The sequence below is a fragment of the Pseudomonas sp. HP_12 genome, assembly GCF_055283955.1.
This window is the reverse complement of the sequence record NZ_JBTOQG010000045.1, coordinates 211,362-226,592: the sequence shown is the minus strand read 5'-3', so window position 1 is coordinate 226,592 and position 15,231 is coordinate 211,362. Positions and strand designations below refer to the sequence as shown.

Here is a 15,231-nt window from a genome sequence, read left to right as displayed (position 1 = left end):
GAGTTAGACGCAGGCATTTACAAATGAACACGCCTTGAAGCTTTGGTACACGAAAAAAACGCTGGGCATTATAAGCATTTTTCGTCGTCGAGCGTTATTTGCGCTACTGTCAAGTCAGCCGACAGTGGCACTGGACTAGAAATCATCCGTAAGTGACGGAAACGCATAGGGAATCGGTTGTGTTCGAACTCTTCAGTAAGAAGGCCAACACCCTTCTGGGGATCGATATTAGCTCCACCTCGGTCAAGCTCCTGGAGCTAAGTCGTTCCGGCAACCGTTACAAGGTCGAGTCTTATGCGGTCGAGCCACTGCCAGCCAACGCAGTGGTCGAAAAGAACATCGCGGAGCTCGAAGGCGTCGGCAGTGCTTTGACGCGTTTGCTGGTAAAAGCCAAGAGTAACGTCAAAATCGCGGCGGTTGCTGTCGCGGGTTCGGCTGTTATTACCAAGACCATCGAGATGGATGCGGGGCTTTCCGACGACGAGATGGAAAACCAGCTGAAGATCGAGGCCGATCAGTACATTCCCTATCCGCTGGAAGAAGTCGCCATCGATTTCGAAGTCCAGGGCTATTCAGCCCGTAATCCAGAACGCGTCGAAGTGTTGCTCGCCGCCTGCCGCAAGGAAAACGTCGAGGTGCGCGAAGCTGCTCTGGCACTGGCCGGGCTGACCGCCCGCGTGGTCGACGTCGAAGCCTACGCGCTGGAGCGCTCGTTCGGTCTGTTGTCTGCGCAGTTGGGCCAGGACCACGAACAGCTGACGGTCGCCGTCATCGACATCGGCGCGACGATGACCACCCTCAGCGTGCTGCACAACGGCCGCATCATTTATACCCGCGAACAATTATTTGGCGGTCGCCAGTTAACCGAAGAAATCCAGCGCCGCTATGGTTTGTCCGTCAGCGAGGCCGGGCTTGCGAAAAAGCAGGGCGGGCTCCCCGACGACTACGTCATGGAAGTCCTGCAGCCGTTCAAAGACGCCGTGGTGCAGCAGGTGTCCCGTTCGCTGCAGTTTTTCTTTGCGGCCGGCCAGTACAACCGCGTCGACTACATCATGCTGGCCGGCGGGACCGCCTCTATTTCCGGTCTTGATCGGCTGATTCAGGAGCGCCTCGGCACGCCAACGCTGGTGGCTAACCCCTTTGCTGACATGGCACTGAGCGTCAAGGTCAACGCCGGCGCGCTCGCCAGCGATGCTCCCGCACTGATGATCGCTTGCGGTCTGGCCCTGAGGAGCTTTGACTAATGGCACGGATCAACTTACTTCCCTGGCGCGAACAGCAACGCGAGGAGCGCAAGAAGCGCTTCATCCTGGCGCTGGCGGGTGTGCTGGTGCTGGGCATCGGCGCCATTCTTTTGGCTGATCAATATTTGAGCAGTGCCATTGCCCACCAAAACGCCCGCAATCAATTCATCAGAACCGAAATCGTCCAGCTCGACGCGCGCATCAAAGAGATCAGCGAGCTCAAGGCACGTCGCAAGCAACTGCTGGAGCGGATGAAGATCATTCAGGACCTGCAAGGCAACCGGCCGATCATCGGGCGCATCTTCGATCAGATGGCCCGTACCCTTCCCGATGGTGTCTATTTCAACGACGTGAAGATGACCGGGCAGATGATCAGCATCTCCGGGGCTGCCGAATCCAATAACCGGGTTTCGGATCTGCTGCGTAATCTGGATGCGTCTGACTGGCTTGAGTCGCCGAGTCTGACCGAGGTCAAGGCAAACACTGCGGCGGGCGGCGTGGATCAGACCAACACTTTCCAGTTGACGGTGCGCCAGACGCAGCCAGCGGTTGAGGGGGTCAGGCCATGAACATGAATGATTGGCTCGACAGCCTGAAAAAGATCGACATCAACGACCTGGACATCAATAACCTGGGTTCCTGGCCCGCCGCGGTGAAGACCATTGCCGGCGCGTTGTTGCTGGCGCTGGTGTTGGCCGGTGGGTATTTCTTCTATATCCAGGACATGCAGACTCAGCTCGATCAGGCCCGTGGCGAAGAGACCGCACTGAAAGAGCAGTTCGCGACCAAGGCGTATCAGGCTGCCAACCTCGCGGCTTACAAGAGCCAGATGGTGGAGATGGAAAACACCTTCGGCGCCTTGCTGCGGCAGTTGCCAAGCGACACTGAAGTCCCCGGCTTGCTGGAGGACATCACCCGCACCGGTCTGGGCAGCGGCCTGGAGTTCGAGGAGATCAAGCTGCTCCCCGAAGAGGCCCAGCAGTTTTATATCGAATTGCCGATCCAGATTACCGTGACGGGCAGTTATCACGACCTCGCGACCTTCGCCAGCGGCGTCGCCAGCCTGCCGCGAATCGTGACCCTGCATGACTTCGAGATCAAACCGCTGGACGCCAAGTCCCCCGGGAAGCTGCGCATGAGCATCCTTGCCAAGACCTACCGCTATAACGACAAAGGTCTTCAGAACGTCGACACGAAAGGGCCAGCGAAATGAGGGCGATGCGTTGGTTGTGCGTCGGCGTCACGCTGATGGGGCTCGCGGGTTGCGACAGCTCGAACGAATTTGACGATCTCAAGCAGTTCATGGCCGAGGTTCGCGCGCGGCCGGTGGGCACCATCGAGCCGATGCCCAAATTTCGGCCGTACGAAGCCTTTACCTATGCGGCGGCCAGTTTGCGCAGTCCGTTTCAGCCGCCGATCAAGATTGATCTGGTCAACCGTCCAAAGGGCTCGCACCTGGTGCAGCCTGATCCGACGCGGGTGAAACAGTTCCTCGAAGGCTTCAACATCGACTCCTTCGAAATGGTCGGCACGTTGAGCAATGAAACCGGCACGTTCGCGCTGCTTCGCGGGGCGGGTGGCGTGCATCGGGTGAAAGTGGGCGACTACCTGGGACGTAACGATGGCCGGATCACGGCGATCACCGACTCGGCGGTGCAAGTGATGGAAATCGTTCCGGATGGAGAGGGGGCGTGGCTGGAGCGCCCGCTCAGTATTTCCCTCAAGGAGCGCTCATGAAGACGGCAAGCAAGCGAAGCACCTTCGGATCGGCACAGTGGTGGAATGTGAACATGAACAGGATTCTCTCGATTATCGGCCTGTCGCTAGGGATGGCGATGCTTTCACCGGTTGTCCAGGCGGCTAACCTCAAGACGCTGGATGTGGCTGCATTGCCGGGGGATCGAGTCGAATTGAAACTGTCCTTCGACGGTCCGGTGGCGGCGCCGCGCGGCTACACCACCGAACAACCGGCGCGCATTGCGCTGGACCTGCCGGGGGTCACCAGCCAACTGGCGATCAAGAGCCGTGACCTGGGTTCAGGCAACGCCCACAGCGTTGTGGTCGTCGAAGCCAAGGACCGCACGCGGGTGATCATCAACCTCACCACGCTTGCGCCCTACAGCTCGCGTGTCGATGGCAACAACCTGTTCGTGGTCGTGGGCCAGGGCGCCGCTGCGGCCCAGGGTTCGCAGCCGAGCACCGCCATGGGCGCGGCGCGAGTGAGTGTGCCGAGTGGGCCTGCCGCTCAATCGAAACCTGTTGCCCGCTCGTATGCGCCAGGCCCGCGTTCGGTGAAAAACGTCGACTTCCAGCGCGGCGAGTTGGGTGAGGGCAACGTCATCATCGAGCTGAGCGACACCGGCATTGCCCCGGACATTCAGGAGCAGGGTGGGAAGATCCGCGTCGACTTCGCCAAAACGCAATTGCCCGAACCCCTGCGCGTGCGTCTGGACGTAAAGGATTTCGCGACCCCGGTGCAGTTCGTCAATTCCAGCGCCACGGGTGACAAGGCCAGTATCTCCATCGAACCGTCCGGTGCGTTCGATTACTCCGCCTACCAGACCGACAACAAGCTGACCATCAGCGTGCGTCCCCTGACCAACGAAGATCAGGAGCGGCGCAACTCGGAAAAACTGGTCTACACCGGCGAGAAGCTGTCGCTGAATTTCCAGGACATCGACGTGCGTTCGGTGCTGCAACTGATCGCTGACTTCACCAACCTCAATCTGGTGGCGAGCGACACCGTTCAGGGCGGCATCACCTTGCGCCTGCAGAACGTGCCGTGGGATCAGGCGCTGGATCTGGTGCTCAAGACCAAAGGCCTGGACAAGCGCAAGATCGGTAACGTCTTGCTGGTCGGTCCGGCTGACGAGATCGCCGCACGTGAGCGCCAGGAGCTGGAATCCCTCAAGCAGATTTCCGAGCTGGCCCCGCTGCGCCGCGAGTTGCTGCAGGTGAACTACGCCAAGGCCGCCGACATTGCCAAGCTGTTTCAGTCGGTGACCAGCGCTGAATCGAAGACCGACGAGCGTGGTTCGATCACCGTCGATGAGCGCACCAACAACATCATTGCCTACCAGACCCAGGATCGTCTGGACGAGCTGCGCCGCATCGTGTCGCAACTGGACATCCCGGTGCGTCAGGTGATGATCGAAGCGCGCATCGTTGAAGCCAACGTCGATTACGACAAGGCCTTGGGCGTGCGCTGGGGTGGTTCGAGCAACAAAGGCAATTTCACCACCGGCGGTAATGGCACGGTCTCGGGCGCATCAGCGACCAATGGTCCTTACGTGGACATGGGTGTGACCGACGCCACCTCGTCGATCGGCCTGGGCTTCCTGACCAACAACACGATTCTCGACCTTGAGCTGACGGCCATGGAGAAAAGCGGCAACGGCGAGGTGGTCTCGCAGCCGAAGGTCGTCACGTCGGACAAGGAAACGGCGAAAATCCTGAAAGGTACGGAAGTGCCTTATCAGGAAGCCAGTTCCAGCGGCGCGACGTCGGTGTCGTTCAAAGAGGCGTCGCTGTCGCTGGAAGTGACCCCGCAGATCACCCCTGACAACCGCATCATCATGGAGGTCAAGGTTACGAAAGATGAGCCGGACTACGTGAACACGGTGCTGGGTGTGCCGCCGATCAAGAAAAACGAAGTGAACGCCAAGGTGCTGGTGGCCGACGGCGAGACCATAGTAATTGGTGGCGTGTTCTCGAATACGCAGAGTAAAGTCGTCGACAAGGTGCCATTTTTAGGCGATGTGCCGTATGTTGGCCGCCTTTTCCGGCGCGATGTGGTTTCGGAGTCAAAATCCGAGCTGTTGGTGTTTCTCACTCCGCGTATCATGAATAACCAGGCGATTGCTGTGAGTCGTTGATTCTGTGCGAAATTTAATTCTTGTGGGGCCGATGGGGGCTGGCAAAAGCACCATCGGTCGCTTGCTGGCCAAAGAGCTTCGACTGCCGTTCAAGGATTCCGACAAGGAAATCGAGCTGCGAACGGGTGCCAATATTCCCTGGATCTTCGACAAGGAAGGTGAAGCGGGCTTTCGCGATCGTGAGCAAGCGATGATCGCCGAACTCTGCGCGCTGGACGGTGTGGTCGTGGCCACCGGCGGTGGCGCGGTCATGCGCGAAGAAAACCGTCGCGCCCTGCACGCCGGCGGTCGGGTGGTGTATTTGCACGCGTCGGTTGAGCAGCAGGTGGGCCGTACCTCACGAGATCGTAATCGCCCCTTGCTGCGTACGGCTGACCCGGCGCGCGTGCTGCGTGAGCTTCTGGAGATTCGCGATCCGCTGTACCGCGAGATCGCCGATGTCATCATCGAAACCGATGAGCGGCCCCCGCGAATGGTGGTTATCGACATCCTCGCCCTGCTGGCCGAGCTTCCTCCCCGTTAAAGCGCAGACGGAAATGCGCTATCCTCGGCGACCATAAAAAGTGGGGTCGCTACATGGCCTTGCGCCATAGCCGGTGTCGGCGTTTTTCAAGACCCGCACAGGCAACCAATTGTTAACAGCGTGGGGACACATGCAGACACTCAAGGTCGAGCTTGGCGAACGCAGCTACCCGATCCATATCGGCGAAGGCTTGCTGGATCAGCCCGAGTTGCTCAAGCCGTACATAGCCGGAAAACAAGTGGCGATCGTTTCCAACGCCACCGTCGCGCCGTTGTACATGGACCGCCTCACCCGATCCCTCGCCGGTTACAGCGTCTTGCCGATCGTGCTTCCCGACGGTGAAGCCTTCAAGAACTGGGAAACTCTGCAAACCATCTTCGACGCGCTGCTCGCTGCACGCCATGATCGCCGCACCACTGTGATTGCGTTGGGCGGCGGCGTCATCGGTGACATGGCCGGCTTTGCCGCTGCCTGTTACCAGCGCGGCGTCGAATTCATTCAAGTGCCGACCACGTTGCTGTCCCAGGTCGATTCCTCGGTCGGTGGCAAAACCGGCATCAATCACCCGCTGGGCAAAAACATGGTGGGCGCCTTCTACCAGCCCAACGCGGTGCTGATCGACACCTTGTCGCTGAACACCCTGCCTGAGCGCGAGCTGTCCGCCGGTCTTGCCGAGGTCATCAAATACGGTTTGATCTGTGACGAACCGTTCCTGACGTGGCTCGAAGAGAATGTGGACAAGCTGCGCGGGCTGGATCAGGCCGCGCTGACCACGGCGATCGAGCGTTCCTGCGCCGCCAAGGCTGCGGTCGTCGGTGCCGATGAGCGAGAGTCCGGCGTGCGTGCCACGCTGAACCTCGGTCATACCTTTGGCCACGCCATCGAAACCCACATGGGCTACGGCGTATGGCTGCACGGCGAGGCGGTGGCAGCGGGCACGGTGATGGCGCTGGAAATGTCGGCGCGTCTGGGCTGGATCAGCGAGCAGGAACGTGACCGCGGCATCCGTATTTTCCAGCGCGCCGGCTTGCCGGTGGTTCCGCCGGAAGACATGACGCCCGAGCACTTCCTCGAGCACATGGCGGTGGACAAAAAGGTCATTGACGGTCGTCTGCGCCTGGTGCTGTTGCGTCGCATCGGTGAAGCAGTGGTAACGGACGAATATCCACAAGAAGTACTACAGGCCACACTGGTCGCGGACTACCGCGCCTTGGTGGATCAGCTTAGAGGTTAATGAGAAATCCATGACTAGTTTGCACGCCGATGAGGCCTTCCTCGGTCATTACCAGTTGAGTCATGACCCCTTTGCAACGCGGGTTCCCGGCTTCAAATTTTTCCCGGCACAGCGCAAGCCCGTGCTCGGTCAGCTGCATCACCTCGCGCGCTACAGCCAGCTGCTGCTGGTCGTCACCGGGCCTCAGGGAAGCGGCAAGACGCTGCTGCGTCAGGCACTGGTGGCGAGCACCAACAAGCAGTCGGTGCAGAGCGTTGTGGTGTCGGCGCGTGGCGCCGGTGATGCGACGGGCGTGTTGCGTCAGGTCGCTCAGGCGCTGAACGTCGCCCAAGCGGAAATGCGCCCGATCCTGGCGCAGGTCGTGCAGTTGGCGTTGACCGGTCAGGAAGTCTACATCCTGGTCGACGATGCCGAACAACTGGGCGAATCCGCACTCGAAGCGTTGTTGGGATTGGCAGCAGGCACCCCGGAAGGGCGTCCGCATGTCTTCCTGTTCGGCGAGGCTTCGATCATTGATCGCTTGGATCAGCTGTGCGCCGAGAGCGGTACCGAGGAAGAACGCTTCCACGTTATCGAGCTCGCGCCGTATACCGAAGAAGAAACCCGTGAGTATCTGGCTCAGCGCCTCGAGGGCGCAGGGCAGGGCGTTGAGTTGTTCAGCGCCGCGCAGATCACTGATATCCACGAGCAGTCCGGTGGATGGCCAGGCGCGATCAATCAGGTCGCGCGCGATTCGATGATCGAAGCCATGATTGCCAGCCGCTCTGCGGTCAAGCGTCCAAGTATGGGGTTCAAAATGCCTAAGAAACACGTGTTGGCTTTGGGTGGGGTTGTTGTCGCAGCCGTTCTCGCGGCGTGGCTGATTCCAGGCCGCAGCAACGCACCTGCCACTGCGCCAGCCAACTCTCAGGCTCAACTGCCTCTGGGTCAGGGCCAGGCGCCGGCGCAACAATCGAACAACGGTGGCCCGGCCATCGAATTCGCCGGTAATTCGCAGCCGATGCCGTTGCCGATGAACGGCTCGCAACCGGCGACCCGCGCGCCACTGGCTGAAGCTGCGGGCTCGGGCGAAGGTGATGGCGAAGATGGCGGCCCGGCAGCCAACCAATCGCTGCAGCCACCGACGGTGACCACCACTGCGCCACCGGCGGGCGCGACGGCAAGTCCTGCCCCGACCATGGCGCAGCAGCCTGTTCCTGCACCGCGTCCGGCCCCGGCCGCCAAGCCAACGCCTGCTCCGGCGGCTGCTGCGAAACCTGCGCCAGCGCCGACGCAAGTGGCCACCGCCAAACCTGCCCCGGCCCCGGCGGCCAAGCCAGCAGCGGCGGCCGCAGCGTCCGGCGCTGCGGGCAGCGGCTGGTACGCAGGTCAGGCACCGACCCATTACGTGGTGCAGATCCTCGGCACCAGCTCCGAAGCCACCGCTCAGAGCTACGTGAAAGAGCAGGGCGCCGAGTACCGTTACTTCAAGAAAACCCTGCAGGGCAAGCCCCTGTTCGTGGTGACTTACGGCAGCTTTGCTGACCGCAATGCGGCACTGACCGCTATCAAGGCCTTGCCAGAGAAGGTTCAGGCTGGTAAACCTTGGCCTCGTACTGTCGGCAGTATCCAACAGGAACTCGCCGCCGCCCGCTGATGACGCAGGGACCTTATCCAGGTCCCTCGCTTGGCCCTCCCGATATCACGCATGAGCGTGCTGCCAACGAGCAGCGCGCCTTGCGGTGTCTGCGTCTCAGACACGCATTGATCTTCGGGCTCTCATTGGTCAGACTCGCAAAAAAGCTCGGGCTAGCACGAGAATCGATATAAAACCTTTCATGAATGCGACATAAATTTGCGACACTTCGTCGTCAAATTTGTGAGGACTTGTGTCGCTGTGTACAATGACCTCCCTTTTGCTCCCGCAAAGCCGGCATACGTTCGGCGTGGATGGTAAATGGTTGAATTGAAAAGAAATTTGCCTCGTTAAGGGGCAGCCTGGTGAGAATGTGTCTATGAAAGCAGGTCTGTACCATCCAGAAGAATTCAAGGATAACTGTGGTTTCGGCCTGATCGCCCACATGCAAGGCGAGCCCAGTCATCACCTGTTGCAGACGGCTATCGGAGCCCTGACCTGCATGACCCACCGGGGTGGGATCAACGCCGACGGCAAGACCGGTGACGGTTGCGGGCTGTTGATGCAAAAACCTGACACCTTCCTGCGTGCGGTGGCCACCGAGCACTTCGGCGTCGAGCTTCCGCGCCAGTATTGCGCAGGCATGGTCTTCCTCAATCAGGACGACACCAAGGCTGAAGCCGCCCGCGAAAACATGAACCGTGAAATCCTCGCGGCCGGCCTGACCCTCATCGGCTGGCGCCAGGTGCCGATCGACACCAGCGTTCTGGGCCGCCTGGCCCTTGAGCGTCTGCCGAAGATCGAGCAGGTGTTCATCGGCGGTGAAGGCCTGAGCGATCAGGAATTCGCGATCAAGCTGTTCTGCGCACGTCGTCGCTCCTCGGTGGCCAACGCCGCTGACACCGACCACTACATCTGCAGCTTTTCCCACAAGACCATCATCTACAAAGGCCTGATGATGCCGCGTGACCTCACGGCATTCTTCCCGGACCTCAACGACGAGCGTCTGCAAACCGCGATCTGCGTGTTCCACCAGCGTTTCTCGACCAACACCCTGCCGAAATGGCCACTGGCTCAGCCATTCCGCTTCCTCGCCCACAACGGCGAGATCAACACCATCACCGGTAACCGCAACTGGGCCCAGGCCCGTCGCACCAAGTTCACCAACGACCTGATGGACCTCGACGAGCTCGGGCCGCTGGTCAACCGCGTGGGCTCCGACTCTTCGAGCATGGACAACATGCTCGAGCTGATGGTGACCGGCGGCATCGACCTGTTCCGTGGCGTGCGCATGCTCGTGCCGCCGGCGTGGCAGAACGTCGAGACCATGGACCCGGATCTGCGCGCGTTCTACGAATTCAACTCCATGCACATGGAGCCGTGGGACGGCCCGGCCGGCATCGTCATGACCGAAGGTCGTCACGCTGTCTGCCTGCTTGACCGCAACGGCCTGCGTCCTGCGCGCTGGGTCACCACCAAGAACGGCTACATCACCCTCGCCTCGGAAATCGGCGTGTGGAACTACAAGCCGGAAGACGTGATTGCCAAGGGCCGTGTCGGTCCGGGTCAGATCTTCGCCGTGGACACCGAAACCGGCCAGATCCTCGACACCGACGCCATCGACAGCCGTTTGAAGTCGCGCCATCCGTACAAGCAGTGGCTGCGCAAGAACGCCCTGCGCATTCAGGCGACCCTGGAAGACCACGACCACGGTTCGGCCTTCTACAACCCGGATCAGCTCAAGCAGTACATGAAGATGTTCCAGGTCACGTTCGAAGAGCGTGATCAGATCCTGCGCCCGCTGGGTGAGCAGGGCCAGGAAGCGGTCGGCTCCATGGGCGATGACACGCCGATGGCGGTGTTGTCCCGTCGTGTCCGCACGCCGTACGACTATTTCCGTCAGCAGTTCGCGCAGGTCACCAACCCGCCGATCGATCCGCTGCGTGAAGCTATCGTCATGTCGCTGGAAGTCTGCCTCGGTGCCGAGCGCAACATTTTCCAGGAGTCGCCGGAGCACGCTTCTCGCGTGATTCTCAGCTCCCCGGTCATTTCCCCGGCCAAGTGGCGTTCGCTGATGACCCTGGATCGTCCGGGCTTTGATCGTCAGATCATCGACCTGAACTATGACGAAGCCACGGGCCTGGAAGCGGCCGTGCGCAATATCGCCGATCAGGCTGAAGAAGCCGTGCGTTCAGGCAAGACCCAGATTGTCCTGAGCGACCGCCATATCGCACCCGGCAAACTGCCGATTCACGCATCGCTGGCCACCGGTGCGGTGCACCACCGCCTGACCGAAAAAGGCCTGCGCTGCGACAGCAACATTCTTGTCGAGACAGCAACGGCTCGCGACCCGCACCATTTCGCGGTGCTGATCGGCTTCGGCGCGTCGGCGGTCTATCCGTTCCTGGCGTACGAAGTGCTGGGCGACCTGATCCGTACCGGCGAAGTGCTGGGCGATCTGTACGAAGTCTTTAAGAACTACCGCAAGGGCATCACCAAAGGCCTGCTCAAGATTCTGTCGAAGATGGGCATTTCGACCGTCGCTTCGTACCGCGGCGCGCAGCTTTTCGAAGCCATCGGCCTGTCGGAAGAAGTCTGCGATTTGAGCTTCCGTGGCGTGCCGAGCCGCATCAAGGGCGCGCGTTTCGTTGACATCGAAGCCGAGCAGAAAGCCCTCGCTTTTGAAGCCTGGAGCGCGCGCAAGCCGATCCAGCAGGGCGGGTTGCTGAAGTTTGTCTACGGCGGCGAATACCACGCGTACAACCCTGATGTGGTGGCGACGCTGCAAGCCGCCGTTCAGCAGGGTGATTACAGCAAATTCAAGGAATACACAGCGCTGGTGGACAACCGTCCGGTGTCGATGATCCGTGACCTGCTCAAGGTCAAAGAGCTCGACACGCCGTTGGGCATCGATGAAATCGAGCCGCTGGAAGGTATTCTCAAGCGCTTCGACTCGGCGGGCATCTCGCTGGGTGCGTTGTCGCCGGAAGCCCATGAAGCGCTGGCCGAGGCGATGAACCGCCTGGGCGCGCGCTCCAACTCCGGTGAGGGCGGCGAAGATCCGGCGCGCTACGGCACCATCCGCAGCTCCAAGATCAAGCAGATCGCGACCGGCCGTTTTGGCGTGACGCCTGAGTATCTGGTCAACGCCGACGTGCTGCAGATCAAAGTCGCCCAGGGCGCCAAGCCGGGTGAAGGCGGGCAACTGCCAGGCGGCAAGGTCAACGGCCTGATCGCCAAACTGCGTTATGCAGTGCCGGGCGTGACGCTGATCTCGCCGCCACCGCACCACGACATCTACTCGATTGAAGACTTGTCGCAGCTGATCTTTGACCTCAAGCAGGTCAACCCGGCCGCACTGGTTTCGGTCAAGCTGGTGGCCGAAGCGGGTGTGGGCACGATTGCGGCCGGTGTGGCCAAGGCCTATGCCGACCTGATCACCATTTCCGGCTATGACGGCGGCACCGGTGCATCGCCGCTGTCGTCGATCAAATACGCGGGCTCGCCGTGGGAAATCGGCCTGGCCGAGACTCACCAGACCCTGCGCGGCAACGACCTGCGCGGCAAGGTTCGGGTGCAGACCGACGGCGGCCTGAAAACCGGCCTGGACGTTATTAAGGCGGCCATCCTCGGCGCCGAAAGCTTCGGCTTCGGCACCGCGCCGATGATCGCGCTGGGCTGCAAATACCTGCGCATCTGCCACCTGAACAACTGCGCCACCGGCGTCGCGACTCAGAACGACAAGCTGCGCAAGGACCACTACATCGGCACCGTCGACATGGTGATCAACTTCTTCACCTACGTGGCTGAAGAAACCCGCGAATGGCTGGCGAAGCTGGGCGTGCGTTCGCTGGAAGAGCTGATCGGGCGTACCGATCTGCTGGAAATCCTGCCCGGTGAAACCGCCAAGCAGCAGCACCTGGACCTGACGCCGCTGCTGGGCAGCGACCACATTCCGGCCGACAAACCGCAGTTCAGCCAGGTGGACCGCAACCCGCCGTTCGACAAGGGCCTGCTGGCCGAGAAGATGGTCGAACTGGCGATCTCCGCCATTCAGACCAAGAGCGGCGGCGACTACGAACTGGACATCTGCAACTGCGACCGCTCCATCGGCGCGCGGATTTCCGGCGAAATCGCCAAGCTCCACGGCAACCAGGGCATGAACGATGCGCCGGTGACGTTCCGCTTCAAGGGCACGGCCGGGCAGAGCTTTGGTGTGTGGAACGCCGGCGGCCTGAACATGTACCTGGAAGGCGACGCCAACGACTACGTCGGCAAAGGCATGACCGCCGGCAAGCTGGTCATCGTGCCGCCAAAAGGCAGCCCGTTCAAAACCCAGGACAGCGCCATCATCGGCAACACCTGCCTGTACGGCGCGACTGGCGGCAAGCTGTTCGCGGCGGGTACGGCGGGTGAGCGTTTCGCGGTGCGCAACTCCGGCGCCCACACGGTTGTGGAAGGCACGGGCGACCACTGCTGCGAATACATGACCGGCGGTTTCGTCTGCGTGCTGGGCAAGACCGGCTACAACTTCGGCTCAGGCATGACCGGCGGGTTTGCTTACGTGCTCGATCAGGACAACACCTTCGTTGACCGGGTCAACCATGAGTTGGTCGAGATTCAGCGCATCAGCGGTGAAGCGATGGAAGCCTATCGCAGCCACCTGGAGCGCGTGCTGGCCGAATACGTGACCGAAACCGACAGCGAATGGGGCCGCAACCTCTGGGAAAACCTGGACGACTACCTGCGCCGCTTCTGGCTGGTGAAGCCGAAGGCCGCAAGCTTGAAGTCGCTGTTGTCCAGCACCCGCGCGAATCCGCAGTAAAGCAGCTGCGAGCGGCACGCTTCAAGCCGCACGCTAACGGCAGCGCGCGAGTGCCTGCGAACATGATTTTCTTGCAGCTTCAAGCTTGGCGCTTGAGGCTGTAGTCAGGAGTTTTAACACCATGGCTGAACGTCTCAGTAACGACTTCCAGTTCATCGAAGTCGGGCGTAAAGATCCGAAGAAGAAACTGCTGCGTCAGCGCAAGAAAGAGTTCGTGGAAATCTACGAACCTTTCAAGCCTCAGCAGTCGGCCGATCAGGCGCACCGTTGCCTGGGTTGCGGCAACCCGTACTGTGAATGGAAATGCCCTGTGCATAACTTCATTCCCAACTGGCTGAAGCTGGTGGCCGAGGGCAACATCCTCGCGGCCGCCGAGCTGTCGCACCAGACCAACACCCTGCCGGAAGTCTGCGGCCGCGTGTGCCCGCAGGACCGTCTGTGTGAGGGCGCGTGCACCCTCAACGACGGCTTCGGCGCGGTGACCATCGGTTCGGTCGAGAAGTACATCACCGACACGGCCTTCGCAATGGGCTGGCGTCCGGACATGTCCCGCGTCGTGCCAAACGGCAAGCGCGTGGCGATCATCGGCGCAGGCCCGGCCGGCCTGGGCTGCGCTGACGTTCTGGTGCGTGGCGGCGTGAAGCCGGTGGTGTTCGACAAGAACCCGGAAATCGGCGGTCTGCTGACCTTCGGGATCCCCGAGTTCAAGCTCGAGAAGAGCGTGCTGAGCAATCGCCGCGAAGTCTTCACCGGCATGGGCATCGAGTTCCGCCTCAACACCGAGGTCGGCAAGGACATCACCGTCGAGCAGTTGCTGGAAGAGTACGACGCTGTGTTCATGGGCATGGGCACGTACACCTACATGAAGGGCGGCTTCCCCGGTGAAGACCTGCCTGGCGTGCACGATGCGCTGGATTTCCTGATCGCCAACGTCAACCGCAACCTGGGCTTTGAAAAGTCGCCGGAAGATTTTGTCGACATGAAGGGCAAGAAGGTCGTGGTCCTGGGCGGTGGTGACACGGCGATGGACTGCAACCGCACATCGATTCGCCAGGGTGCCAAGTCGGTGACCTGCGCCTATCGCCGCGACGAAGAAAACATGCCCGGCTCGCGCAAGGAAGTGAAGAACGCCAAGGAAGAAGGCGTGAAGTTCCTCTACAACCGTCAGCCCATCGCCATCGTTGGTGAGGATCGGGTCGAAGGCGTGAAAGTCGTCGAAACGCGTTTGGGCGAGCCGGATGCGCGCGGCCGTCGTAGCCCCGAGCCAATTCCGGGTTCCGAAGAGATCATCCCGGCGGACGCCGTGGTCATCGCGTTCGGTTTCCGTCCAAGCCCGGCGTCGTGGTTCGATCCGCAGGGCATCCAGATGGACAGCCAGGGCCGCGTCGTGGCACCGGAGCAGGGCCAGTTCAAACATCAGACCAGCAACCCGAAGATCTTCGCCGGCGGCGACATGGTGCGCGGATCTGATCTGGTGGTGACGGCGATCTTTGAAGGCCGGAATGCGGCTGAAGGGATTCTGGATTATCTAGGCGTCTGATGACGCCTGCGGCAAGCTGCTAGCGGTAACCCACAAGCTAGAAGCAGACGCGATCTGCTTCTACTTGAAGCTTGGCGCTTGAAGCTTGCCGCTGCTCCATGCTGGCAGCTGCTTCCACATCTGTTTCGTTTCCTTCCTCGGCTCTCCCGTTCGTGAAAACGTCAGGCACCGCCACGAGTGTCATTTCTGACAGTTCCCAACACGATTCAATAAGTTTCTAATTCGGCAAGGTCTCGGACGCTGGCGAGCCTTTCTGAAATTGAATGGAAGCACGGGCCGGTGTCTGGCGGCCTGTTGGATCACGGAGCGAAAAATGAACAAGGTAGTTTGCTGTCTTGGCCTCGGGGCTTTTTTGACCGGTTGCGGTGAATTGGC

General features: G+C 60.8%; 10 protein-coding genes. All 10 read left to right on the top strand.

What is annotated here, in order from left to right; genetic code table 11:
• Positions 1 to 179: 179 nt before the first annotated feature.
• Positions 180 to 1,244 carry a pilus assembly protein PilM gene (locus tag ACYASU_RS21260; RefSeq protein ID WP_074890782.1) on the top strand — a complete coding sequence of 355 codons (1,065 nt, stop codon included), beginning with the start codon at positions 180 to 182 and terminating at the stop codon, positions 1,242 to 1,244.
• Positions 1,244 to 1,813 (top strand): PilN domain-containing protein, encoded by a 570-nt coding sequence (locus ACYASU_RS21255; protein ID WP_192171214.1) that lies wholly within the window; start codon positions 1,244 to 1,246, stop codon positions 1,811 to 1,813. Before ACYASU_RS21260 ends, ACYASU_RS21255 begins: the two co-directional genes overlap by 1 nt.
• A complete protein-coding gene (pilO, locus tag ACYASU_RS21250) occupies positions 1,810 to 2,457 on the top strand; it encodes a type 4a pilus biogenesis protein PilO (RefSeq protein ID WP_192171213.1) in 648 nt (215 codons plus the stop codon). The genes ACYASU_RS21255 and pilO overlap by 4 nt, the downstream gene beginning before the upstream one ends.
• Entirely contained in the window at positions 2,454 to 2,981 is a 528-nt protein-coding gene (locus tag ACYASU_RS21245) for a pilus assembly protein PilP (protein WP_065986622.1), read from the top strand. The genes pilO and ACYASU_RS21245 overlap by 4 nt, the downstream gene beginning before the upstream one ends.
• 53 nt (positions 2,982 to 3,034) lie before the next feature.
• Positions 3,035 to 5,119 carry a type IV pilus secretin PilQ gene (pilQ, locus tag ACYASU_RS21240; RefSeq protein ID WP_282368776.1) on the top strand — a complete coding sequence of 695 codons (2,085 nt, stop codon included), beginning with the start codon at positions 3,035 to 3,037 and terminating at the stop codon, positions 5,117 to 5,119.
• A gap of 4 nt (positions 5,120 to 5,123) precedes the next feature.
• Complete coding sequence (aroK, locus tag ACYASU_RS21235; protein WP_192171211.1) at positions 5,124 to 5,642, top strand: shikimate kinase AroK; 519 nt, start codon at positions 5,124 to 5,126, stop codon at positions 5,640 to 5,642.
• A gap of 130 nt (positions 5,643 to 5,772) precedes the next feature.
• The gene (gene aroB / locus ACYASU_RS21230; RefSeq protein ID WP_463583954.1) at positions 5,773 to 6,876 is read left to right on the top strand and encodes a 3-dehydroquinate synthase; all 1,104 of its coding nucleotides are present in this window, start codon (positions 5,773 to 5,775) and stop codon (positions 6,874 to 6,876) included.
• A 10-nt stretch (positions 6,877 to 6,886) separates the two neighbouring features.
• Positions 6,887 to 8,512 (top strand): SPOR domain-containing protein, encoded by a 1,626-nt coding sequence (locus ACYASU_RS21225; RefSeq protein ID WP_282368765.1) that lies wholly within the window; start codon positions 6,887 to 6,889, stop codon positions 8,510 to 8,512.
• A gap of 358 nt (positions 8,513 to 8,870) precedes the next feature.
• Complete coding sequence (gltB, locus tag ACYASU_RS21220; RefSeq protein WP_463583953.1) at positions 8,871 to 13,316, top strand: glutamate synthase large subunit; 4,446 nt, start codon at positions 8,871 to 8,873, stop codon at positions 13,314 to 13,316.
• Positions 13,317 to 13,437: 121 nt separating this feature from the next.
• Positions 13,438 to 14,856 (top strand): FAD-dependent oxidoreductase, encoded by a 1,419-nt coding sequence (locus ACYASU_RS21215; protein WP_463583952.1) that lies wholly within the window; start codon positions 13,438 to 13,440, stop codon positions 14,854 to 14,856.
• Positions 14,857 to 15,231: the final 375 nt, after the last annotated feature.

Coding starts and splice junctions, on each gene's coding strand:
- ACYASU_RS21255 (WP_192171214.1), top strand. CDS start 1,244: ATGGCACGGATCAACTTACTTCCCTGGCGCGAACAGCAACGCGAGGAG.
- pilO (WP_192171213.1), top strand. CDS start 1,810: ATGAACATGAATGATTGGCTCGACAGCCTGAAAAAGATCGACATCAAC.
- ACYASU_RS21245 (WP_065986622.1), top strand. CDS start 2,454: ATGAGGGCGATGCGTTGGTTGTGCGTCGGCGTCACGCTGATGGGGCTC.
- pilQ (WP_282368776.1), top strand. CDS start 3,035: ATGAACAGGATTCTCTCGATTATCGGCCTGTCGCTAGGGATGGCGATG.
- aroB (WP_463583954.1), top strand. CDS start 5,773: ATGCAGACACTCAAGGTCGAGCTTGGCGAACGCAGCTACCCGATCCAT.
- ACYASU_RS21225 (WP_282368765.1), top strand. CDS start 6,887: ATGACTAGTTTGCACGCCGATGAGGCCTTCCTCGGTCATTACCAGTTG.
- gltB (WP_463583953.1), top strand. CDS start 8,871: ATGAAAGCAGGTCTGTACCATCCAGAAGAATTCAAGGATAACTGTGGT.
- ACYASU_RS21215 (WP_463583952.1), top strand. CDS start 13,438: ATGGCTGAACGTCTCAGTAACGACTTCCAGTTCATCGAAGTCGGGCGT.